The 20,824-nt window shown below is 73.4% G+C and carries 23 protein-coding genes; 13 read left to right on the top strand and 10 right to left on the bottom strand.

The annotated features are described in order from the left end of the window. Window positions 1–165: 165 nt before the first annotated feature. Window positions 166–1,056, bottom strand: coding sequence for a pentapeptide repeat-containing protein (locus ABEA24_RS06450; RefSeq protein WP_345429726.1), 891 nt, complete (start codon window positions 1,054–1,056; stop codon window positions 166–168). 64 nt (window positions 1,057–1,120) lie between these two features. Beyond that, on the bottom strand, window positions 1,121–2,314 hold the full coding sequence (locus ABEA24_RS06445) for a thiolase family protein (RefSeq protein WP_345429725.1): 1,194 nt from the start codon (window positions 2,312–2,314) through the stop codon (window positions 1,121–1,123). A gap of 145 nt (window positions 2,315–2,459) precedes the next feature. Here ABEA24_RS06445 and ABEA24_RS06440 point away from each other — a divergent pair, with 145 nt between their 5' ends. The 4 genes from ABEA24_RS06440 (at window position 2,460) to ABEA24_RS06425 (ending at window position 5,322) form a co-directional block, all read left to right on the top strand. Continuing rightward, window positions 2,460–2,897, top strand: a complete 438-nt coding sequence (locus tag ABEA24_RS06440; RefSeq protein WP_345429724.1) for a winged helix-turn-helix transcriptional regulator — start codon at window positions 2,460–2,462, stop codon at window positions 2,895–2,897. A gap of 79 nt (window positions 2,898–2,976) precedes the next feature. After that, entirely contained in the window at window positions 2,977–4,071 is a 1,095-nt protein-coding gene (locus ABEA24_RS06435) for an LLM class flavin-dependent oxidoreductase (RefSeq protein WP_345429723.1), read from the top strand. Then, a complete protein-coding gene (locus ABEA24_RS06430; protein WP_345429722.1) occupies window positions 4,068–4,697 on the top strand; it encodes an FMN reductase in 630 nt (209 codons plus the stop codon). The genes ABEA24_RS06435 and ABEA24_RS06430 overlap by 4 nt, the downstream gene beginning before the upstream one ends. Before the next feature lie 28 nt (window positions 4,698–4,725). Continuing rightward, window positions 4,726–5,322, top strand: coding sequence for a hypothetical protein (locus ABEA24_RS06425; RefSeq protein WP_345429721.1), 597 nt, complete (start codon window positions 4,726–4,728; stop codon window positions 5,320–5,322). A gap of 19 nt (window positions 5,323–5,341) precedes the next feature. Here ABEA24_RS06425 and glgC read toward each other — a convergent pair whose 3' ends face one another. Then, window positions 5,342–6,577, bottom strand: coding sequence for a glucose-1-phosphate adenylyltransferase (gene glgC / locus ABEA24_RS06420; RefSeq protein WP_345429720.1), 1,236 nt, complete (start codon window positions 6,575–6,577; stop codon window positions 5,342–5,344). A 71-nt stretch (window positions 6,578–6,648) separates the two neighbouring features. On the opposite strand from glgC, the gene glgA reads away from it, so the two are divergent. Next, window positions 6,649–7,830 carry a glycogen synthase gene (glgA, locus tag ABEA24_RS06415; protein ID WP_345429719.1) on the top strand — a complete coding sequence of 394 codons (1,182 nt, stop codon included), beginning with the start codon at window positions 6,649–6,651 and terminating at the stop codon, window positions 7,828–7,830. Between the two features lie 64 nt (window positions 7,831–7,894). On the opposite strand, the gene ABEA24_RS06410 is transcribed toward glgA, so the two are convergent. Beyond that, complete coding sequence (locus tag ABEA24_RS06410; RefSeq protein ID WP_345429718.1) at window positions 7,895–9,082, bottom strand: hypothetical protein; 1,188 nt, start codon at window positions 9,080–9,082, stop codon at window positions 7,895–7,897. Then, window positions 9,075–9,632 carry an RNA polymerase sigma factor gene (locus ABEA24_RS06405; protein ID WP_345429717.1) on the bottom strand — a complete coding sequence of 186 codons (558 nt, stop codon included), beginning with the start codon at window positions 9,630–9,632 and terminating at the stop codon, window positions 9,075–9,077. Before ABEA24_RS06405 ends, ABEA24_RS06410 begins: the two co-directional genes overlap by 8 nt. Window positions 9,633–9,820: 188 nt before the next feature. On the opposite strand from ABEA24_RS06405, the gene ABEA24_RS06400 reads away from it, so the two are divergent. Beyond that, the gene (locus tag ABEA24_RS06400) at window positions 9,821–10,993 is read left to right on the top strand and encodes an MFS transporter (protein WP_345429716.1); all 1,173 of its coding nucleotides are present in this window, start codon (window positions 9,821–9,823) and stop codon (window positions 10,991–10,993) included. A 212-nt stretch (window positions 10,994–11,205) separates the two neighbouring features. On the opposite strand, the gene ABEA24_RS06395 is transcribed toward ABEA24_RS06400, so the two are convergent. After that, on the bottom strand, window positions 11,206–12,489 hold the full coding sequence (locus tag ABEA24_RS06395) for an MFS transporter (RefSeq protein ID WP_345429715.1): 1,284 nt from the start codon (window positions 12,487–12,489) through the stop codon (window positions 11,206–11,208). Window positions 12,490–12,574: 85 nt separating this feature from the next. Between ABEA24_RS06395 and ABEA24_RS06390 the strand changes: the two genes are divergently transcribed. After that, on the top strand, window positions 12,575–12,916 hold the full coding sequence (locus ABEA24_RS06390) for an ArsR/SmtB family transcription factor (RefSeq protein ID WP_345429714.1): 342 nt from the start codon (window positions 12,575–12,577) through the stop codon (window positions 12,914–12,916). 7 nt (window positions 12,917–12,923) lie between these two features. On the opposite strand, the gene ABEA24_RS06385 is transcribed toward ABEA24_RS06390, so the two are convergent. After that, window positions 12,924–13,589, bottom strand: a complete 666-nt coding sequence (locus ABEA24_RS06385) for a GntR family transcriptional regulator (RefSeq protein WP_345429713.1) — start codon at window positions 13,587–13,589, stop codon at window positions 12,924–12,926. A gap of 59 nt (window positions 13,590–13,648) precedes the next feature. Between ABEA24_RS06385 and ABEA24_RS06380 the strand changes: the two genes are divergently transcribed. The 4 genes from ABEA24_RS06380 (at window position 13,649) to ABEA24_RS06365 (ending at window position 16,065) form a co-directional block, all read left to right on the top strand. Continuing rightward, on the top strand, window positions 13,649–14,080 hold the full coding sequence (locus ABEA24_RS06380) for a VOC family protein (protein ID WP_345429712.1): 432 nt from the start codon (window positions 13,649–13,651) through the stop codon (window positions 14,078–14,080). Between the two features lie 114 nt (window positions 14,081–14,194). Further along, a complete protein-coding gene (locus tag ABEA24_RS06375) occupies window positions 14,195–15,028 on the top strand; it encodes an NmrA family NAD(P)-binding protein (protein WP_345429711.1) in 834 nt (277 codons plus the stop codon). Between the two features lie 165 nt (window positions 15,029–15,193). Continuing rightward, a complete protein-coding gene (locus ABEA24_RS06370) occupies window positions 15,194–15,619 on the top strand; it encodes a MerR family transcriptional regulator (protein ID WP_345429710.1) in 426 nt (141 codons plus the stop codon). Next, a complete protein-coding gene (locus ABEA24_RS06365; RefSeq protein ID WP_345429709.1) occupies window positions 15,616–16,065 on the top strand; it encodes a YfbM family protein in 450 nt (149 codons plus the stop codon). The genes ABEA24_RS06370 and ABEA24_RS06365 overlap by 4 nt, the downstream gene beginning before the upstream one ends. A 187-nt stretch (window positions 16,066–16,252) precedes the next feature. Here the strand turns inward: ABEA24_RS06365 and ABEA24_RS06360 are convergent, their stop codons facing one another. Beyond that, the gene (locus tag ABEA24_RS06360) at window positions 16,253–17,548 is read right to left on the bottom strand and encodes an alpha-amylase family protein (protein ID WP_345429708.1); all 1,296 of its coding nucleotides are present in this window, start codon (window positions 17,546–17,548) and stop codon (window positions 16,253–16,255) included. 27 nt (window positions 17,549–17,575) lie between these two features. Then, on the bottom strand, window positions 17,576–18,052 hold the full coding sequence (locus ABEA24_RS06355) for a MarR family winged helix-turn-helix transcriptional regulator (RefSeq protein ID WP_345429707.1): 477 nt from the start codon (window positions 18,050–18,052) through the stop codon (window positions 17,576–17,578). A gap of 64 nt (window positions 18,053–18,116) precedes the next feature. Between ABEA24_RS06355 and ABEA24_RS06350 the strand changes: the two genes are divergently transcribed. After that, a complete protein-coding gene (locus tag ABEA24_RS06350) occupies window positions 18,117–19,670 on the top strand; it encodes an FUSC family protein (RefSeq protein WP_345429706.1) in 1,554 nt (517 codons plus the stop codon). 237 nt (window positions 19,671–19,907) lie between these two features. Here ABEA24_RS06350 and ABEA24_RS06345 read toward each other — a convergent pair whose 3' ends face one another. After that, window positions 19,908–20,144, bottom strand: a complete 237-nt coding sequence (locus tag ABEA24_RS06345; RefSeq protein ID WP_345429705.1) for a hypothetical protein — start codon at window positions 20,142–20,144, stop codon at window positions 19,908–19,910. Between the two features lie 39 nt (window positions 20,145–20,183). Here ABEA24_RS06345 and ABEA24_RS06340 point away from each other — a divergent pair, with 39 nt between their 5' ends. Further along, window positions 20,184–20,804, top strand: a complete 621-nt coding sequence (locus ABEA24_RS06340; RefSeq protein WP_345429704.1) for a YigZ family protein — start codon at window positions 20,184–20,186, stop codon at window positions 20,802–20,804. Window positions 20,805–20,824: the final 20 nt, after the last annotated feature.

Here is a 20,824-nt window from a genome sequence, read left to right as displayed (position 1 = left end):
CCTCAGGTCACCCGGGTGGCCCGCCCGCGCCACCGCGGCGATGGGCTGAAATTCGCACAGCGAACCGACCCGCGAACAAAAGCCGCCCCTCATCGCGGAAAAACCATCACGCCGCCGGCGTGGAAGCACTAACAGCCGCTATTCGCCCGGGAAAAGGGACGCGCGTCACCAGTGGGCGGGGCGGGTGAGCGCGGCCGGCAGCCTGGTCGCGGCGTCGCCGCGGGCGGCATTGACCTGCGCCTGGGTGAGGAAGATGGCGCCGGTCAGGTCCGCTCCGCGCAGGTCGGCGTCGCGCAGGTCCGCGCCGATCAGGTCGGCCGCGCGCAGGTCGGCGTTCCTGAGGTCGGCCGCGATGAGGTAGGCCCCGCGCAGATCGGCTCCGCGCAGGTCCGCGCCCTTGAGCCGGGCGCCGATGAGGTCGGCGCCCCGGCGGTTCTTCGGGCGGCCCGGCACGCCGGCCCGTACGAGCTCGCCGACGCGCAGCAGGAGCGGGTTGACCCGGGCGCGGTGCGCGGCCACGTCCAGCTCGGCGAGTTCCCGGGCGCCGGCGCGGGTGAGGCGCCCGGTGTCCTCCAGAACCTCGCGCAGCTCGTCGTGGATCGGGCGGGCCTGGGGGAGGGTCAGCGCCTCGGTGAGGTACCACAGGATCTCGTGCAGCTGCCGCATGACGGCGAAGACCGCGAACATCTCCCGGGCGACGCCCGGCGTCTCCCGCCAGTCCCGGCCCGCGAAGGTGACCTGGGAGACCTGCTGCCCGGCGCCGAAGCAGTCGAAGACGGTGCAGCCGGAGAAGCCCTTCGCCCTCAGGTCGGTGTGGATGCCGCAGCGGAAGTCGCCGCGCAGGTTCGGGCAGGGCCGCCCGGCCTCCTTGTCGATCGCGAAGCCGGCCGACGCCGAGAAGGGCAGCGCCACGCAGCACAGCCCCTGGCACCGGCCGCAGTCGGCCCGCAGGTCCGCGCGGTCGACGCCATGCGTCTGGTGATCCTGCGGCAACGGCGTGGTCTCCTGCTCGAAGCGGCGCCGGCATCCCCGCGGCACCGGGTACGGACCCTTCATTGTCCAGGATCGGGGACACCGCCCGCGCACGCGGGGACGGTGTCCCTCCCGGAACGGGGTCCGTTCAGAGACGTTCGACGATGGTCGCGTTGGCGAGGCCGCCGGCCTCGCACATCGTCTGCAGGCCGTACCTGCCGCCGCGCTGTTCGAGGACCGACAGCAGGGTGGTCATCAGGCGGGCGCCGCTGGCGCCGAGGGGGTGCCCGATGGCGGTGGCGCCGCCGTTGACGTTGACCTTGGCCGGGTCGGCGCCGGTCTCGGCCAGCCAGGCGAGCACGACGCTGGTGAAGGCCTCGTTGACCTCGAACGCGTCGATGTCGCCCAGCGTCAGGCCCGCGCGGTCGAGGACCTTGCGCGTCGCCGGGATGATGCCGGTGAGCATGAGCAGGGGGTCGTCGCCGACCACGGCGAAGGTGTGCAGCCGCGCGCGGGGCCGCAGCCCGAGCCGTCGGGCGGTCTCGCCGCTGGTGATGAGCACGGCGGCGGCGCCGTCGTTGACCGGTGAGGAGTTGCCCGCGGTGATCCGCCAGTCGATCTGCGGGAAGCGATCCTCCCAGACGTCGGCGCGGAACGCCGGCCGCAGCCCGGCCAGGACCTGCGGCGACGTGCTCGGGCGCACCGATTCGTCCTGGGTGACGGTCACGAGGGCGCCGTCGGCCGACGGCGCCTTGACGGGGGAGACCTCGGCGGCGAACCGGCCGTCCGCCCAGGTCCGGGCGGCGCGGTGGTGGCTCTCGGCGGCGAAGTCGTCGAGCCGTTCGCGGGACAGCGCCCAGCGCTGGGCGATCAGCTCCGCGCTGATCCCCTGCGGCACGAGGCCGTCCGGGTAGCGCTCGGCGACGCCCGGGCCGAGGAAGTCGCGGCCGGCCGTCTGGCTGCCGATCGGAACCCGGCTCATCGACTCCACTCCGGAGGCGATGACGACGTCGTAGGCGCCGCTGATCACGCCCTGGGCGGCGAAGTGGATCGCCTGCTGGCTGCTGCCGCACTGGCGGTCCACCGTCACGGCGGGCACCGACTCCGGGAGGCCGGCCGCCAGCGCGGCCCACCGCGCGGTGTTGCCGCTCTGCTCGCCGATCTGGCCGACCGCCCCGCTGATCACGTCGTCCACGGCGGCCGGGTCGATGCCGGCCCGCTCGATGAGGGACCGGATCGCGTGGGCGTGCAGGTCGACGGGGTGCATCCCCGACAGGGCGCCGCCCGGCTTGCCCTTGCCGATCGGCGTCCGGACCGCATCGACGATCACAGCGTCGTTCATGGAGGTGTCCCCTCAGTCGCTTCAGAACCCTACTCACGGGTATATCGTGCAAAGTTGGATTTCACAACCCACTCGCGACGCGGCACGGTACGTTGGGACCCGCGAGATCGCGAGAGGTCCGCGACGGATCGAGGAGGGGAGCCCGGTGGCCGCACGCGGCCGTGTGTGTTCCATCGCCAACGCGCTGGCGGTGATCGGCGAGCGGTGGAGCCTGCTCGTCCTGCGCGAGATCCTGCTCGGCGAGCGGCGGTTCGACCAGATCGCCCGCAACACCGGGGCCAGCCGCGACATCCTCGCCGCGCGGCTCCGCACGCTGGTCGAGGCCGGCGTGCTGGAGAAACGGCGGTACGAGGAGCACCCGCCGCGCTATGAGTACGTGCCCACCGAGGCGGGCCGCGCACTCCAGCCCATCCTGCTCAACCTGATGGAGTGGGGCGACCGGTACGTCACCGATGGCCCGCCGCCCACCGTCTGGCGGCACTCCTGCGGCGCCGAGTTCCATCCCGCGACGGTCTGCGCGCACTGCGGGGGAGCCGCGACCGAGGAGGAGATGCGGGCGGTCCGCATCGGCCCCGTCCTCTGAGCGCCCAGCGCCGGGGAATCGACGACCGGGCCCGTACGTTGGCCGCTATAGTTGAACTTTCAATCACGAAGGGTGTGCCATGCAGTTCGGGATCTTCACCGTCGGTGACGTCACGCCCGATCCGACCACCGGCAGGACGCCGAGTGAGCATGAGCGGATCGAGGCGATGGTGGCGATCGCGCTGAAGGCCGAGGAGGTGGGCCTGGACGTGTTCGCCACCGGTGAGCACCACAACCCGCCGTTCGTCCCCTCCTCGCCCACGACGATGCTCGGGTACATCGCGGCGCGGACCGAGCGGCTGATCCTGTCGACCGCCACGACGCTGATCACCACGAACGACCCGGTGAAGATCGCCGAGGACTTCGCGATGCTGCAGCACCTGGCCGGCGGCCGCGTCGACCTGATGCTGGGCCGCGGCAACACCGGGCCGGTCTACCCGTGGTTCGGCCAGGACATCCGCAAGGGCATCCCCCTGGCCATCGAGAACTACGCGCTGCTGCACCGGCTCTGGCGTGAGGACGTGGTCGACTGGAAGGGCCGCTTCCGCACCCCGCTGCAGGGCTTCACCTCCGCGCCTCGGCCGCTGGACGGCGTCCCGCCGTTCGTGTGGCACGGCTCGATCCGCAGCCCGGAGATCGCCGAGCAGGCCGCCTACTACGGCGACGGGTTCTTCGCCAACAACATCTTCTGGCCCAAGGAGCACTTCCAGCGGCTGATCGGCGTGTACCGGGAGCGGTACGCCCACTACGGCCACGGCACGCCGGAGCAGGCGATCGTCGGCCTGGGCGGGCAGGTGTTCATGCGCAAGAACTCCCAGGACGCCGTACGGGAGTTCCGCCCGTACTTCGACAACGCCCCCGTCTACGGGCACGGCCCGTCGCTGGAGGAGTTCATGGACGAGACGCCGCTGACGGTCGGCAGCCCGCAGCAGGTCATCGACAAGACCCTGACCTTCCGCGAGCACTTCGGCGACTACCAGCGCCAGCTGTTCCTCATCGACCACGCCGGGCTCCCGCTCAAGACCGTGCTGGAGCAACTGGACCTGCTGGGCGAGGAGGTCATCCCGGTCCTTCGTCGCGAGTTCGCCGCGAACCGGCCCGCCGAGGTCCCCGACGCCCCCACCCACGCCTCGCTGCTCGCCGCGCGCGGCGCCGAGACCCTGGCGGCCAAGTGAGCCCGCTGAGCCTCGTGGCCGTCTCGGCCGGCCTGAGCACGCCCTCCTCCACCCGCCTGCTGGCCGACCGCCTGGCCGAGGCGGCCCGCGAGCACCTGGCCGAGGACACGCGCCCGGTGCAGGTCACCGTGCTCGAGCTGCGCGACCTGGCCACCGACATCGCCTCGAACCTGGTCACCGGGTTCCCCGGCGCCCGGCTGCGCGCCGCGATCGAGGCGGTCACCGCCGCGGACGGCCTGATCGCGGTCAGCCCGATCTTCTCGGCGTCCTACAGCGGCCTGTTCAAGTCCTTCTTCGACGTGCTCGACCCCGATGCCCTCGCGGGCACACCGGTCCTGATCGCCGCGACCGGCGGCACCGCCCGCCACTCGCTGGCCCTCGAGCACGCGCTGCGGCCGCTGTTCGCCTACCTGCGCGCGATCGTGGTCCCCACCGCGGTGTACGCGGCGTCGGAGGACTGGGGCTCGGCCGGCGACACCCGCACCGGCGACCTGGCGGCCCGGGTCACCCGCGCGGCGGGCGAGCTGGCCGCGCTGATGCGTGACCGCCCGGCCGCCGCACCCGCGGCCGAGTCCGTCGTGCCGTTCGAGGAGCAGCTGGCCGCCCTGCGCCCCGAAGGGAACTAGGATCCCGCCACGGGAGGCGAGGAGAACAGTGGAGACGTTCCGGCAGCACATCGAGCGGGCCGCCGCGCGCGCCCTGGCGGAGTTCCCGCCGGAGGCGGTGCCCGACATCTACACCGTCACGTTCCGGATCGACAGCGTCGATCAGGATCCCCGGTTCCCCTACCTGGCGATCGGCTACAACACCGACGGCGAGGTGCGGCGCCTGTCGGCGACAGCGAGCCCATCGGAGGCATGGGAGGTCCGCTGGAGCTACGCCTACTTCCCGCCGTCCGGGCTGGAGGGCGTCCGCGTCGTCGGTCACGACCCCGACCACGACCCGGCCGGCGCGCAGGCGCATCGGCGTGAGGCAGCGGCCCAGGGCCTGTGGTACGAAGACGACGAGCTGACCGACGAGGAGATCAACGAACGCGATGAGCTGCTCGGCCGGCGATTCCACGAGCTGTGCGTCGACGTGGCGCGGCACCTCCACACCGGCGGGCACATCGTCACGGCCCTCGGGCGACCGCTGCCGGTGATCCTCTACGACATGTTCGACCCCGACGCGATGTTCGCGCTCACCGCGGCGGCCAACCCGGCGGACCTGATCACGGAGTTCATGACCGAGGACCCGGCGTCCCAGACCTGAACGCCGGGCCCGCGGGCCGTCAGTGCGGCACGACCTGGTTCTTGCCCAGGACCCGGACGCCGCTCTCGGTGACGGTGAAGTGCGCCCGGTCGTAGTCCTCATCGACGCCGATCCGCGCGCCGTCGGGGATGACGACGTTCTTGTCGATGATGGCGTTCCGGACGACGGCGCCGCGCCCGACCCGTACGAAGTCCATCAGCACCGAGTCGTGGACGGCCGCGCCGGCGTCCAGTTGGACGCCGGGCGACAGGATGGAACGCTCGGCCATCCCGCCCGCGAGGATGGCGCCGGGGGAGACGATCGAGTCGGTCGCGTAGCCGCGCCGGCCCTCCTCGTTGAAGACGAACTTGGCCGGCGGCAGCGGGTCGTGGCCGGTGTAGATCGGCCAGTCGCGGTTGTAGAGGTTGAAGACCGGGTGGACCGAGATCAGGTCCATGTGGGCCTCGTAGAAGGCGTCCAGGGTCCCCACGTCGCGCCAGTAGCCGCGGTCGCGGTCGGTGGAGCCGGGCACCTCGTTGTCGGCGAAGTCGTACACCTGCGCGCGGCCGGCCTTGACGAGCCGGGGGATGATGTTGCCGCCGACGTCGTGCTTGCTGGACACGTCGGCCGCGTCCTCCTTCACCACGTCGATCAGCACCTGGGTGTCGAAGACGTAGTTGCCCATGGAGGCGTAGACCTGGTCGGGCGCGTCGGGCAGGCCGACCGCGTCCTTGGGCTTCTCCCGGAACGCCGAGATGGTGGCGCCGTCGGGCCCGGTCTCGATCACCCCGAACTGGTCGGCGAGCGCCAGCGGCTGGCGGATCGCGGCGACGGTGACCCCGGCGCCGGACGCGATGTGCTGGTCCACCATCTGCCGCGGGTCCATCCGGTAGATGTGGTCGGCGCCGAAGACGATGACGTGGTCGGGCCGCTCGTCCTCGATGAGGTTGAAGTTCTGCAGGATCGCGTCGGCCGAGCCGGCGAACCACCGCGGCCCCAGGCGCTGCTGGGCCGGGACGGGCGTCACGTAGTTGCCCAGGAGGGTCGACATCCGCCACGTGCGCGAGACGTGCCGGTCAAGGCTGTGGCTCTTGTACTGGGTGAGCACGACGATCTTGAGGTACCCGGCGTTCGCCAGGTTGGACAGGACGAAGTCGACCAGCCGGTACATTCCGCCGAAGGGGACGGCAGGCTTGGCCCGGTCCGCCGTCAGCGGCATCAGCCGCTTCCCCTCGCCGCCCGCCAGAACCATCGCCAGGACATGAGGTCTCGCCATGTCGAGGACCCTAGCCTCCTCACCAGCATTAAAACAGGACGAGCGGGCAGATTTCGCATACGCTGCCGGGCATGCGCGTCGATCTGCTCACCCGTGAATACCCGCCGGACGTCTACGGGGGAGCCGGCGTGCACGTCGAGCATCTGGCCCGCGAACTCCGCCGCCTGTGCGACCTGCGCGTCCACTGCTTCGGCGGCGAGCGGGCCGAGCCCGGCGTGACCGGCTACCGGATCCCCGGGGCACTCGAGCAGGCCAACGCGGCACTGCAGACCCTCGGCGTCGACCTGGAGATCGCCGCCGGAGCCGGGGGAGCGGACCTGGTGCACAGCCACACCTGGTACGCCAACCTCGCCGGTCACATCGCCAAGCTGCTGCACGGCATCCCGCACGTGGTCACCACCCACAGCCTCGAGCCGCTCCGGCCCTGGAAGGCCGAGCAGCTCGGCGGCGGCTACGCCATCTCCTCCTGGGCCGAGCGCACCGCCCTGCTGGCCGCCGACGCGATCGTCGCGGTGTCGGAGGGCATGCGCCGCGACGTGCTCACCTGCTATCCCGACATCGACCCCGGCCGGGTCACCGTCCTGCACAACGGCATCGACACCGACGAGTACGCCCCCGACCACGGCACCGACGTCCTCACCCGGCACGGCATCGACCCCGATCGCCCCTCCGTGGTGTTCGTCGGCCGCATCACCCGCCAGAAGGGGCTGCCCTACCTGCTGCGGGCCGCCCGGTCCTTCGACCCGGCCGCCCAGCTCGTGCTGTGCGCCGGCGCCCCCGACACCCCGGAGATCTCCGCGGAGGTCGAAGGGCTCGTCGACGCGCTGCGCGCCGAACGCGACGGGATCGTGTGGATCACCCGGATGCTGCCCCGCCCGGAGGTCGTGCAGATCCTCAGCCACGCGAGCGTGTTCGTCTGCCCGTCGGTGTACGAGCCGATGGGCATCGTCAACCTGGAGGCCATGGCCTGCGAGGCCGCGGTCGTCGCGACCGCCACCGGCGGCATCCCCGAGGTCGTCGCCGACGGCGAGACGGGGCTGCTCGTGCCGATCGAGCAGGCCGCCGACGGCACCGGCACCCCCGTCGAACCCGACCGCTTCGTCGCCGACCTCGCCGAACGCGTCGGCGCCCTCGTCGCCGACCCCGAACGCGCCGCGGCGATGGGCAAGGCGGGCCGCCGGCGGGCGATCGAGCACTTCTCCTGGTCCCACATCGCCCGCCGGACCCACGACCTGTACACGGCCCTCGTCTGACGGGCACCGCCGATCGGCCGGGTTCGGACGCCGTCGAGTACGGCGCCCGAACCCGGCCGAAGGGTCAGCCGAACGACGGCAGCTCGGCCGAGGGGGTGGGCTTGGCGTCGGTCCAGCCCGTCGAGCGATAGGCCTGGTACTCGATGACGAAGCCCGGCTTCATCTCCGAGTACGGGCCGCCGGGCTGGGTCAGCTCGTCCTGCCGGGACAGCACCGCGCCGGTGTGCTCATCGAAGACGATCACTACGCGCCAGCGGTAGGTCCCCTGCTCGGCCTTTGGCGCGCCGTACTCGCCGGTGGCCGTCGCGCCGCTGTCGTCCGAGGCCAGTGCGATGCCCCGGCGGCCCAGCGGATCGGTGTCGTGGCCGATGGCGTGGATGCCCGGCTGGGCGGCCAGCGCCCGCATCAGGCCGGCCCGTGCCTTGGGCTGGACCGGGCCGCTCAAGATCCCCGCCACCTTCTGGATCTTTAGTTTGGGCGCGGCCTGCCGGAGGCGTTGTTCCATTTCGGGCGACAGCTTCCTCCCCGGTCGGCGGCCCAGCGCCTTATCCATCTCCGTCTCGCTCAGGAACATCGCGGCGAGTTTGGCCGGGTCGGTCGGCAGGTTCTGCAGGTCCTTCACCGACTTGCCCATGTAATCCCCGCCGCCATGAGGGTCGATGCCGACGTTCGGACCGCTCGCGCTCCACTTCGTCGCCTTGGCGGGGTAGGTGTAGTAGTGGTCGTTGGACCAGACGCGGAAGCTCGACGGTGACCCGGCCTTGCGCCACAGCGCCGCATCCTGCTTGGTCAGCGGGTGGGCCGGCAGGTCGCGGCCGTAGTAGGCCTCTCCCATACCGGGTTTCGCGCCGGACCAGTTGAACGTCTCGTCCGCCGCAGCGGTGATCGCGTACGTCCCGGTGCTGGGGCGCATGATGTAGGACTGGCCCTGGACCACGTCGATGTGCCAGTAGTTGCCGGTCGGCTGCTGTTCGGCCTTCTCCGCCGCTGCCAGGACCGCCCTGGCGTCCAGGTTCACCCGGCCGGGCGGCGCGGGCGTGGTCCCCCCGCCGGTCGTGTTCCCTCCGGCGAGCGCGATCGCCACGGCCGTCGCCGCTCCGACCGCGACCAGGCCGCCGCCCAGCCCCCACCGCAGCCGGAGCAGCGTACGGCGCGGCGGCTCGCTCAGCAGTGCCTTCGCCCGGGCGATCTCCCGGGCGGTGGGCGGACCGGGCTCGGGGTAGAAGTCCCGGACCATCCGCACCTCATCCATGCTGTTCCTCCAAAGTGAGCATCGGATTGGTCCCGCCCAACGCCTTACGCAGCTTGGTTCGGGCACGGTTCAGCCGGGAGCCGACCGTGCCATAGGAGATCCCCAGCGCCGCCGCGACCTCCTCGTGGCTGAGGTCGGCCAGGGCGACGAGCAGCAGCACGTCGCGCTGCCCGCGCGGCAGCGCCGCGATCGCCCCGGCGAGCTCGCCGCGAAGTCCCTGGGCGCTGACCCGCGAATCGACCCGGTCGGTGTGCTCGTCGGCGCCCCGGCCCGGGCCTACCCGGGCGTGTGCCCGCAGCGCACGCGTCTCGGCCCGCTGGTGCTTGCCGGCCACCCTGGTCGCGATGCCGTACAGCCAGGTGCGCACGCTCGCCCGAATCGGGTCATAGCGCCGACGCTGCCGGAACGCCTCCAAGAACGTCTGCGCCGCGACGTCGGCGGCGGCGTCCGGGCCGAGCCGTTTGGCCGCGTATCGATGGATCTCGGCGAAATAGGCGTCGAAGACCTCATCGAACCGCTCGACCGGGTCGGGCGGGGGATCCCCTGTCATGTGGTGCCTTTCCATGGCGCGGATGGCGGTCACATCGGTATCACCCGCGAGCGGCATTCGCTTTCCCGTCCCTCGGAGCAGGACCGAATCCGGTTCGCGCCCGAGGTTCCCTCCCTGGGTACGGGCGCGCCGTGTGTCGGTGGCCCATGGCAGGATGCCGCGCGGTCGAGTATGAGGACGGGGGGCCGGTGGCGGAGGCATTGCCGCGCGCGGTGAAGGCGCTGGTCGGCGTCCGGATCCTCAACCAGCTGGGGGCCTATGCGCTGGCGTTCCTGGCCGTGCTGGCCGGCCCGCGGCTCGCGCCGGCGGCGCTGGCCGTCTTCGGGGCCGCCGCCCTGATCTCGCGGTGGAGCGGAGGGCTGCTGCTCGATCGGCTGAGTCCGCGCGCGACCGTGGCGCTGGGACTGTCGGCGACCGGGGCCGCGCTGCTGGTGCTGGCGGCCGCCCGCACGCCGGCGCAGACGCTGGCCGCGACCGCGCTGGTCGGGCTGGCGTTCGAGATCCACGAGCCCGCGAGCCAGGAGCTGCTGGCCCGGGTGACCGCGGACGGGCAGCGCCACAACGCCTACGCGCTGCTGGGCACCTCGCTCGCGGCGGCAGGGGCGGTGGGCGGCCTGCTGGCCGCGGTCCTGCTCCCCCTGGGCGTGCGGTGGCTCATGGTCGCCGACGCGGCGACCTGCCTGGCGGCCGCGGCGTCGACCGTCGCGCTCCCCGGCGGCGGGCCACCGCGCCCGGCCGCCACCGTACGGCACCGGAGGCCGCGTCGGCCGCCGCTGCTGCTGCTGCGCTCGACCGTCGCGGGCACGGCCTTCGCCTACGGCCACCTGGCGGTCGTGATGTTCCTGCCGCTGATCCTCCTGCAGCGCGGCGCGCCACACTGGCTTCCCGGCCTGGCCATGACGGGCGCGGCCCTGCCGGCCCCGCTCATCGCGCACCTGGCGCGTGGACGGCTGGAACGTCGCGCGCACACGGTGGTCCTGGGGGCGGGCTCGGCGCTGCTGGGCCTGCTCGCCCTGCTCATGGCGGTCGGCCACGGCCTCGCGGTGACCGTGGCGGCCTACCTCGCCTGGACGGCGACCGGCAGCCTGCTGCTGGGACGCTGGCCGGCGATGATCGCCGATGTCGCGCCGGAGGAGGACCGGCCCCGGTGGTTCGCGTTCTTCGGCTCCTCGTGGGGCATCGCCCGGCCCGTCGTGCCCGTGGTCGTCGCGGGAACGGCCGGGCGCACGACCGCGGCGGCGGCGCTCACCCCCGGACGCGGCGTTCTGGACGGTGCCCGTCGTGATGGCCGGACGACGCACCCGCCGCAGGCAGGGGCGTCGTTCGGCCGCGGCCGTAACCCGTCGCCCCGGCGGCCGTGAGCGCCCGGCCGCTCCGGCGACGCCGGTCACCCGGCCGCGACCGGACGACGCACCCGGGCGGCCGTAGGCGCCTGCCTGCCGTGGGCCGTCCCGCGCGCTCGGCAGCGCGGGCAGGGGCTCGGACGAGATGTCGGCTGCGGTGACCGCGAACGTCCACCCGCCGGTGGTGCGGGGAATACGCCGCTCCCGTGACGCCGCTCCCGTGACGCCGGTCAGCCGGCGGCGGGGCGGCTCCCCGCGGGGCAGGGGGCGGCGGCCGTCACCGGTGCCGCCGACCGGGCGGTCCGGGCGCGCGCGGCCCCGGACAGCGCGGCCGTCAGGGCCAGCGCGATGACGATCGCCCCGTACACGGTCGCGGTCGCGCGCAGGCCGAGGGAGGGGACGGCGAGGCCCGCCAGGACGGCGGGCACGCTGAAGGCGAGGTAGCTGACCACGTACACCGCGGCGAACAGTTCCGCCCGCTGGGCCGGGCCCGCCAGGGCGGCCAGGGAACGGAACGCCCCGAGGAAGGCGGCGCCGAACCCGCAGCCGGCGACGGCCGTGCCGAGGAAGAACAGCGGGGTGGAGGTGAGGGCCAGCGCCAGGAGGGTCAGGCCGGTCCCGGCGGCGAGCGCGGCCGATCCTGCGATCATGACCCGCTGCGGCGTCCGGTCGCGGAGCAGCGTCGAGGCCACGGCGCCCGCGCCGGTGAGGGCGCTGACGACCAGACCCCCGATCAGGTGGCTGCGCACGTGCAGGACCCCGGCGCTCAGGGAGCCGCCCAGGGACAGGTAGAGCCCGCCCATCGCCCAGGTCGCGATCAGGCAGGGCAGGGCTGCCAGGAACGGTGCGCGAGCCCCGGCCGGGATCGCCACCCGCGGGCGCAGCGAGGCCAGCGCGCCCGGGCGCGGCGAGACGAGTTCCGGCAGGAACGCCACCGCGGCGGCCAGCAGCAGGAACGCCGCCGTGAGCAGGGCGAACACCAGGGTGGTCGGCGCGGGGGCGTACTGGACCAGCGCCCCGCTGCCCAGGGCGCCGGCGGCCAGGCCCAGGGTGGGCGCCACGCTGTTGACCAGCGGCCCCAGCCGGGTGCCCGGCTGAAGGTCGACCAGCCCGGCGCTGATGGCGCCGGTCGCCGCGCCGGTCGCCAGACCCTGCAGGGTGCGGGCCGCCAGGAGCGTCCCGACGCCGCCGGCCGTCAGGAACAGGGTCATCGCCGCCGTCTCGGCCAGGAGCGCGAGGACCAGGACGGGCCGGCGGCCGACGAAGTCGGACAGGCCCCCGACGGTCAGCAACGCGATCAGCAGGGCGAGGGCGTACACGGCGAACACGGCCGTGAGCGTGGTCGCCGAGAACCGCCACTCATACTGGTACACGACGTAGAGGGGGGAGGGGGCGCTGGCGGCGGCCATGAAGGTGAGCAGGACGCCGCCGAGCAGCCAGAACCCGGCGGTGCGCGGCAGGCGGCGGCCGGTGGTGCGGCCCGTCGCCGGGGCGCGGTCGTGCACGGTGGCCATTCGGGTGCTCCTCAGAACCGTTCCATTAAGATCGAACTGTTGGAGGCTACCCCGGCCCGGCGAACTGTTCAACTATTATCGAACCATGAGTGGATCCTCGCGGGAGATGCCCCATCCCGACGCAGCGGACCTGGTCCTGACCGACGTCCTGTTCGCCCTCAGCGACCCGGCGCGCCTGGAGCTCGCCTGCCGCCTCACCGAGGGTCCCCTCGAGGTCGCGGCCTGCCATCCCGTCGGCGGCGAGATCCCCAAATCGACGCTGTCGCACCACCTGAAGACCCTGCGCGAGGCCGGAGTGGTCCGCAACGAGCCCTACGGCAGGCAGCGCCGGGTCAGCCTGCGCCGCGACGACCTGGAGTCACGCTTCCCCGGACTGCTGGCCGCCGTCCTGTCCCCGGCCCTCGTCGAGGCGTCTCCGCCTCGGTGAGCAGCACTCAGCCTTCGCCGGCGAGCAGGTCGAAGGCGTGCCGGCGGTGCTCGGCGAACAGCCGCAGCGCCGTCTCGGCGTCCCGCGCCCGCAGCGCCGCGGCCAGCCGCGCGTGCTCGTCGGGGATGTGCCCGGTGTAATCCCGCTCGCTCACGCCGATCCGCGTCAACAGGAACAGGTGCACCTGAGAACGGATCGCCTCCCACGCCGCCCGCAGGCGCAGGTGCCCCGCCGCGGCGTACACGGCGTCGTGGAACTCCATGTCCAGCCGCACCATCGCGTGCGCGTCACCGGCCCGCGCCATCCGCTCGGCGACCTCCGCCACGGCCTCAAGGTCCTCGTCGGCGGCCCGCTCGACCGCGCACCGTACGGCCAGGTCCTCCAGGACGGCGCGCAGGCTGTGCAGCTCGGCGGCGTCGCGGGCCGACAGGGTCGGCACCGTGGCGCCGCGATGCCACTCGTTGCGGACCAGGCCCTCACGCTCCAGGCGCAGCAGCGCCTCCCGCACCGGCCCGCGGCTGACCCCCAGCGCCGCGGCCAGCTCCACCTCCCGCAGCCGCGCGCCCGGGGGATAGACCCCGCTGAAGATCGCATCCTGCAGGCGGTCGGCGACCTCGTCGGCCAGGCCACGCCGCCGTGCCGGGCGCAGCACCCCGGCCTCATCCGGACTCATGAGCGAATGTTAACATTCCGACAATTCACGCCGGATTCGCCCGGAAGGACGCACCGCCCATGAGCACCCTGGACTCCCCGATCCCGCGCTTCCACCTTGCCGTGCCCGTCGACGACCTCGCCGCCGCACGCGCCTTCTACGGCGAGCTCATCGGCTGCGCGCAGGGCCGCAGCGCCGACACCTGGATCGACTGGAACCTGCACGGCCACCAGTTCGTCACCCACCTGGTGCCCGGCCGCCGCGAGCGGGCGCACAACCCGGTCGACGGGCACGACGTCCCGGTGCCCCACTTCGGCCTCATCCTGACCGTCCCGGAGTTCCACCGGCTGGCCGAGCGGTTCCGGGCGGCGGGAACCGCGTTCGTCATCGAGCCCTACGTGCGCTTCGAAGGGCAGCCGGGGGAGCAGTGGACGATGTTCCTGCTCGACCCGGCGGGCAACGCCCTGGAGTTCAAGGCGTTCGCCGACGACGCGCAGGTCTTCGCGGCCTGACGCCACCCGCGGGACTGACGGCGACCGTCCCGGAACACCGGCCGGATGACGGTTTCCGGCGATGTCGCCCCGCCCGCTGTCGCGGCGCCGGGGCCTCGCGGTGAGATCGGGGACATGACAGACACCAACATCCTCGTCTTCGCCGCCACGGGGAACGTCGGCCGCCATATCGTCACCCTGCTGCGCGAGGCCGGCCACGCCGTACGGGCGGTCACCCGCGACCCGGGGGCCGCCCGCCTCCCGGCAGGCGTCGAGGTCGTGCCCGGCGATCTGGCCGACCCCGCCACCCTCCACGCGTGCCTCGCCGGGATCGACGCGGTCTTCCTGCTGTGGCCGCTGCACAGCGGCGAGCACCTGCCCGCCGTGCTGGACCTGATCGCCGCGCGGGCCCGCCGCGTGGTCTTCCTGGGCACCGGCGGCGTCCCCGACCTGCCATTCGAGGAACAGGACAAGCTCGTCCACGGCTGCGGCATCGAGTCCACCGTGCTGCGGCCGAGCACCTTCGCCGTCAACACACTGTGGTGGGCGGACCAGATCCGGGCCGGCGACGTCGTCCGCGGCGCGTACGGCGCGCTCCCCATGTCCCTGATCCACGAGGCCGACATGGCCGCGGTCGCGGCCCGGGCCCTGACCGGACCCGGGCACGACGGCGCGACCCACACCCTCACCGGCCCCGAGGTGCTCACCCAGGCCGAGCAGGTCCGGGTCATCGGCGAGGTCCTGGGCCGGCCGCTGCGCTGGGAGGAACTGACCCGCGAGCAGGCCCGCCGGCGCCTGCTGAACGATGAGACGTTCCCGGACTCGTTCGTCGACGTGCTGCTCGACGGTTACGCCGCGATGCTCGCGGGCCCGCCGCCGGTCCTGACCTCCACGGTCCAGGACGTCACCGGCGCCCCGCCGCGGTCACTGCGCCGGTGGGCCGCCGACCACGCCGACGACTTCCGCTGACGGCACCGCGTACGAGTCCCCGGGCGCCGGCTCAGGCGTGGCCGGCCCGGTGTGGAACCGGCGCCGCGCTCCCGTACGAGGGGCAGATCGGCCGCCACCCACTGGGCCGGCGCGAACTCCGGTCGCCGGTCCGTCCCACCGGAGGCGGCCTCTACGCTGGACGGCATGCCGCAAACCCCATCGGACCTGACGATCGGGCAGGTCGCCGAACGGACGGGCCTGAGTGTGCACGCGCTGCGCTTCTATGAGCGTGAGGGCCTCTTCATCTCTCCGGTCCGGCGCGGGCCGGGCGGACGCCGGGTCTACACCGAGGACGACGTGGACTGGCTGACCGTCTGCGTCATCCTGCGCGCCTCCGGGATGCCGTTGCCGGCGATCCGCCGCTACACCGAGCTGGTCCGCGAAGGCGACGGCAACGAGAAGGAGCGGCTCGCGCTGATGCGCCGGCATCAGGAGCGGGTGACCGCCCAGATCGCCGACCTCACGCGCTGCCTCGACCTGGTCAACCACAAGGTCGGGGTGTACGAGGACATCCTCGCCGACCAGGCCGCCACCTGCCGCCCGGCCGGCCGGGGAGCGGTCGACTCATGAGCATGGTCCTGTCGTTCACGCGGGTGACCCCGGAGGAGCTGGACCGGGCGATCGCGGACCCGGAGTGGGCGGAGGGGTACCTGTGCGATCCGGACCTGCCGTTCTGCGACCTCGACAAGGCCTGGGCCGGTATCCAGTTCCTGCTGGACGCGGCCGAGGTGAACGTCGATCTGTACGACGACGGCCTGCCCATCGATGCGGACTGCACGCTCCTCGGCTGGGACGGCGGCATGGTCGCCGACGCCGCCCGGGCCCTGAGCGCGACGCCGTTCGAGGAGCTGGCCGGCCACTACGACCCGCGGAAGATGACCGAGGCGCAGATCTACCCCTGGGTCTGGCGCGAGGACGTCCCCGACTACCTGCGGCACTTCCACCGGGAGCTGGTGGCGTTCTTCCAGGCGGCGGCCGCCTCGGGCGACGCGGCGATCCGGAGCTTCAGTTTCTGATGGGAAACGCCCGCCGTCCGGCGGGCTAGGGGGTGTCCGGTGGGTCTTGTTCGTAGCGAGCGGTGTCCAGAGTGTGCCTCGCAAGGCGGAGGAGGGAGGCAGCCTGGTGTTGGCTGCCGACCGACGACAACGCGGCGAGGCGCGCTCTGGACGCCGCGCAGCCGGACGAAGATCCACCGGCCACCCCCTAGGGTCGCGTCGCGATCGCCCAGCCGGCCGCGGGCAGGCTCACGCGCGGCCCGTCGACCCGCCCGGGTCCGGCCGCGTGCCGCCAGTCACCGGGGGGCAGATCGGCCTCGGCGGGATCGTCGGCGGCGTTCAGCGCGACGGTCACGCCGCGGTCCCCGTCGGAGGCCGTGTAGACCATCGTGGTGTTGGTCAGCGTCGTCACCGTCGTGCGGGCGCGGACCAGCCAGGGATGGCGGCGCCGGAAGCCGATGAGGTCCTGGTGGAGCCGGTAGTACGGGCGGCCGTGCCCGGCCAGGCCCGCCGGGTCGTCGGGGAACTCCGGCCGGATCGCGTCGTCGCCGCCCTCCCGCTCCTCCTTGACCCCGCGGAACGCCTGCTCGTCCCCTGAGTAGATCGCGGGGATCCCGGCGACCGTGCACAGGACGACCAGGGCGTGTTCGAGGTGGCGTTCGTCGTGCAGGCGGCTGGCGATGCGGGTCACGTCGTGGTTGCCAACGAAGGTGTACGGGACGAACGTCTCCAGCAGCGCGTCGTGCCGGTCCAGGGCCCAGGCCAGTTCGAACAGGTTGCGGTCGTTGAGGGAGCTCCAGATCGCCTTCCACAGCTCGTACTGGGTGACCGAGTCCAGGCCGCCGTCGGTGACGTAGGCGGCGTAGTCGCCGTGGATGACCTCGCCCATCAGCCACGCTTCGGGGAAACGGGCGCGGACCCGCGCGGTCACCGTGCGCCAGAACGGCAGCGGCACGGCGTACGCGGCGTCGAGCCGCCAGCCGGCGACGCCCCGCTCCAGCCAGTGCGTCATCACCTGGGTGACGTAGTCGGCGACCCGGGGTTCGTCGTGGTTCAGCGCGACGAGCCGGTGGTGGCCCTCGAAGGTCACGTGGCCGCCGCCAGGGGCGGGCCGGAACCAGGAGGCGTACGGTGAGGCCGGACCGTGCGCGGTGACGTCGGCGAAGGCGGGGAAGCCGCGGCCGACGTGGTTGAACACCCCGTCCAGCAGCACCCGCACCCCGCGCCGCGACGCCTGCTCGACGAGCCGCAGCAGGTCCTCCTCCTCGCCGAGGCGGGGGTCGACGCGGAAGTGGTCGACCGTGTCGTAGCCGTGGGTCTCGGAGGCGAACACCGGGCCGAGGGCGAGCCCGTTGCAGCCCAGCGCGACGAGGTAGTCCAGCCAGTCCGCCAGGCGGGACAGCCGGGGCACCGGCGGCGCGGACGGCGGGAGCGCCCGGTGTTCGGCGCCGGTGAAGCCCAGCGGGTAGACGTGCCACCAGACGGCGTGTTCGGACCAGTGCATCGAAGGATCCCGGGGATGAGTGGTCGGTCAGCCGGCACCGGGGCGGTGCCGCGCGGGGTGGTGCGGGTCGTCGGCGAGCCGGTCCATCAGCGCGCCGGCAAGCCGCAGGACCTGGCGTTCGGTCGGTGACAGCCCGGCCATCGCCGAGGCCAGCCACGCGTCGCGTTCGGCCATGTCGCCGGCCAGGGCGGCGGTCCCCTCAGAGGTGATGGCCAGCACCGACTGGCGGCGGTCGCGCTCGTCCCGGATCCGGGTGACCAGTCCCGTCTGCTCCAGTTCGGCGAAGACGCGGGTGAGGGACTGCGGACGCTGGTGCTGGGCGGCGGCCAGCTCACCGGCGGTGGCCGGGCCGTGCTGGTGCAGGTGGCTGAGGACGCCGAGCTTGTTGACGCTCAGCGCCTCGGGGGAGCGCTCGGCGCGCAGCCGCCGCCCGAGGCGGGTGATGCCCTGACGGACCTGCGCGGCGCTGTCGAGAAGGTCCGCCTCCTCCTGCCTATCGCCCATATTGCTACGCTATCACTTACTATCTCGCGAAGCTTCACCGGGTGAATCAGGGAGAACGGCATCGATGTCGTACGCACTGCGTATCGTTTCCCACGGCCTCACAGGGATACGGCGGCTGGACCCGGGCCTGGCCGGGCTGCGGGCGACCGCCGTCACGATGACCGCGACGCTCGCCGCGTACGCGGCGGCGCTGCTGCTCGAGCACGCCGAGCACCTGCACACCGTCATCCTCGTCCAGGCGGTCGCGCTGGCGCTGACCCTGTCCCGCACCCGCCCCGGCACCACGCCATCCGACCGGATCACGGCCCTGGCCGTCCTGCCGCCGGTGGCCGTCGCGGCCGCCGAGACCTCCGCGCTGATGTCCCGTCACCCCGCCGCCGGCGACACGGTGTTCACCGCCTTGATCTGCGCCACGATCGCCGTCCGCCGGTTCGGCCCGCGGGCGGCCAGGGCAGGGACCCTCGCCGTGCTCCCGCTGATCGCGGTGCTCGTCACACCGCCCGGCGGCCGGCCCCCCGGTCACGACCAGGACCTGTGGGCCGGACTGGTGGCGCTGATCGCCGTGCTGTGCGGCCTCACCGCCCAGGGCATCGCGGACCGCCTGGGATTCACGCGCCCGGCCGCCGCCATCCCACCCGCTCCCGCCCCGGCGGCCGGGGGGAGACGGCTTTCGGCGAGCACCCGCATGAGCCTGCAGATGGGCGGGGCCGTGGGGGCCGGATTCGCCGCCGGCCACCTGCTGTTCCCGCAGCACTGCGCGTGGTCGGTGCTCACCGCGTTCGTGGTCTGCAGCGGGGCGCGGGGACGCGCGGACGTCGTCCACAAAGGCGTTCTGCGCACCGCCGGCGCCGCGGCCGGGACCGCCGCCGCCACGGTGACCTCCGGCGCGTTCGGCCCGCACGACGCCCGCTCCATCGCCGTGATCTTCGCGGTCCTCGCCGTCGCGACCTGGCTGCGCCCCGCCGGCTACGGCTACTGGGCCGGCTGCGTCACCGCGGCCCTGTCCCTGCTGTACGGCTACTTCGGCCAGTCGGCCCCCGACCTGCTCACGACCCGGCTCGAGGCGATCGCCGTCGGAGCCGTACTCGGCGTCGCGGCGTCCTGGCTGATCCTGCCGATCAGGTCCATCGACGTGCTGCGCCACCGCACCGCCGACGCCCTGGCCGCCCTGGGGGAGTTCCTCGCGGCCGCGCGCCAGGACCCGGGCCACCTGGCCGATCACCAGGCCGGCTTCGACGGCACCCTGCACCGGCTCGAGCAGATCGCCGGCCCGCTGCGCGCCCACCGCCTGCTCCGCCGCACCGCGCCCCACCCCGCCGACGCGATCGACGCCGTACGCCGGTGCGCCGCGCCCGTCCACGCCATCACGCGATGCGCCGCCGAAGCGGGCGAGGTGCTCACGTCACCCGACATCGTCCGCCTGAACACCGCCGTCACCGCCGACCTGACCCGGGCCCGCCTGGCCGTCGGCCGCCGCCCCCTCACCGAGCCCCGCCCACCCGCACCGACGCCCGCCGCGCCGGGCCCTTCGGCGGACGAGCGGGTCCGCGCGGCGCTGCTCGAGCTCGACGCCGCCGTACGGACCCTCCCGCCGATCTTCGCCCAGGCCACCGGCTGAGCAGACGGCGCCGCGCCGGGGAACCGCATCCGAACGGCCGTACGGGACCGCCCGCCGTCGACGCCCCGGATCAGCGGGCCGCCAGTTCGGAGAACCAGGTCCGGCGCGCGTCGGAACGCCCGGCCGTCAGGCGGGGATGCTGAGCGCGACCAGGGCGACGTCGTCGTCGGCCGGCTGGTCGAACGTCGCGACCAGGGCCCGCAGGCGGTCCATCAGGGCGGGCGCGGCCAGCCCCGTTCAGTCGGCCAGGAACGCCTCCAGCCACTCGTCCCCGAACCGGGTCCCGTCGCGGTGCGCGTTGTCGTAGACCGCGCCCTCCAGGCAGCCACTGATCGGGCCGCGCAGCTCGCAGGTCTCCAGCCGGCCGTCGGCGCGCAGCACGATCAGCGGCGGATGCCCGCCGGCGGCGGGAGAACGCGAACGGTACGGGACGACACCGGCCGCCACCGAACGTGACCACATCGCGGTCCGCACGGCCGGCGTCCCCACCGGCCCCTTACGGTGGGAGGCGCTATGCGCACCATCAAGCACTCCGGCGTCCATGAACTGCAGATCCGCCGATCCCGGTTCATCTGCGCACTGGCCCGCGTGGTGACCGAGGAGGAGGCGCAGGCGTTCATCGCCGAACGCCGCCGCGCCCACCGCGACGCCACCCACAACTGCACCGCCTACGTCCTGGGCGAGCACGCAGAGATCACCCGCAACAGCGACGACGGGGAACCGGCCGGCACCGCCGGACTGCCGATGCTAGAGGTCCTGGGCCGCCGCGACCTGACCGGTGTCGTCGCCGTCGTGACCCGGTACTTCGGCGGGATCAAGCTCGGCGCCGGCGGCCTGGTCCGCGCCTACGGCCAGGCGGTGGCCGAGGCGATCGACGCCGTGGGAGTGGTCGAGCGCCGGCCCGTCGTCACCGTCACCGTCGCCGTCGGACACGAACGGGCGGGCCGGCTCCAGCGGGACCTGCACGCCTCGCCGTACCCGCCGTCGGGCGCCCGCTACGGGCCCAGCGCCGAGATCGACGTGCCGGTGCCGGAGGCGGAGCTGGCCGCGTTCGAAGCGTGGGTCGCGGCCGCCACCGGCGGGCAGGCCGCCGTCCGGCGGGGCGCCCGCACCCTCATCGACGTGGACGTGTGACAGTCCCGAACAAGACTGCC

The sequence above is a fragment of the Actinoallomurus vinaceus genome (assembly GCF_039542055.1).
Classification (GTDB): Bacteria; Actinomycetota; Actinomycetes; order Streptosporangiales; family Streptosporangiaceae; genus Actinoallomurus; species Actinoallomurus vinaceus.
This window is presented reverse-complemented; position numbering and strand designations above follow the sequence as displayed.

Excerpts from the sequence above, each read along its gene's own strand:
- ABEA24_RS06365 (WP_345429709.1), top strand. The coding sequence starts at position 15,616 with ATGAGCATGGTCCTGTCGTTCACGCGGGTGACCCCGGAGGAGCTGGAC.
- ABEA24_RS06380 (WP_345429712.1), top strand. The coding sequence starts at position 13,649 with ATGAGCACCCTGGACTCCCCGATCCCGCGCTTCCACCTTGCCGTGCCC.
- ABEA24_RS06410 (WP_345429718.1), bottom strand. The coding sequence starts at position 9,082 with ATGGATGAGGTGCGGATGGTCCGGGACTTCTACCCCGAGCCCGGTCCG.
- ABEA24_RS06445 (WP_345429725.1), bottom strand. The coding sequence starts at position 2,314 with ATGAACGACGCTGTGATCGTCGATGCGGTCCGGACGCCGATCGGCAAG.
- ABEA24_RS06390 (WP_345429714.1), top strand. The coding sequence starts at position 12,575 with ATGAGTGGATCCTCGCGGGAGATGCCCCATCCCGACGCAGCGGACCTG.
- ABEA24_RS06405 (WP_345429717.1), bottom strand. The coding sequence starts at position 9,632 with ATGACAGGGGATCCCCCGCCCGACCCGGTCGAGCGGTTCGATGAGGTC.
- glgC (WP_345429720.1), bottom strand. The coding sequence starts at position 6,577 with ATGGCGAGACCTCATGTCCTGGCGATGGTTCTGGCGGGCGGCGAGGGG.
- ABEA24_RS06435 (WP_345429723.1), top strand. The coding sequence starts at position 2,977 with ATGCAGTTCGGGATCTTCACCGTCGGTGACGTCACGCCCGATCCGACC.
- ABEA24_RS06395 (WP_345429715.1), bottom strand. The coding sequence starts at position 12,489 with ATGGCCACCGTGCACGACCGCGCCCCGGCGACGGGCCGCACCACCGGC.
- ABEA24_RS06385 (WP_345429713.1), bottom strand. The coding sequence starts at position 13,589 with ATGAGTCCGGATGAGGCCGGGGTGCTGCGCCCGGCACGGCGGCGTGGC.
- ABEA24_RS06340 (WP_345429704.1), top strand. The coding sequence starts at position 20,184 with ATGCGCACCATCAAGCACTCCGGCGTCCATGAACTGCAGATCCGCCGA.
- glgA (WP_345429719.1), top strand. The coding sequence starts at position 6,649 with ATGCGCGTCGATCTGCTCACCCGTGAATACCCGCCGGACGTCTACGGG.
- ABEA24_RS06360 (WP_345429708.1), bottom strand. The coding sequence starts at position 17,548 with ATGCACTGGTCCGAACACGCCGTCTGGTGGCACGTCTACCCGCTGGGC.
- ABEA24_RS06355 (WP_345429707.1), bottom strand. The coding sequence starts at position 18,052 with ATGGGCGATAGGCAGGAGGAGGCGGACCTTCTCGACAGCGCCGCGCAG.
- ABEA24_RS06375 (WP_345429711.1), top strand. The coding sequence starts at position 14,195 with ATGACAGACACCAACATCCTCGTCTTCGCCGCCACGGGGAACGTCGGC.
- ABEA24_RS06450 (WP_345429726.1), bottom strand. The coding sequence starts at position 1,056 with ATGAAGGGTCCGTACCCGGTGCCGCGGGGATGCCGGCGCCGCTTCGAG.
- ABEA24_RS06370 (WP_345429710.1), top strand. The coding sequence starts at position 15,194 with ATGCCGCAAACCCCATCGGACCTGACGATCGGGCAGGTCGCCGAACGG.
- ABEA24_RS06350 (WP_345429706.1), top strand. The coding sequence starts at position 18,117 with ATGTCGTACGCACTGCGTATCGTTTCCCACGGCCTCACAGGGATACGG.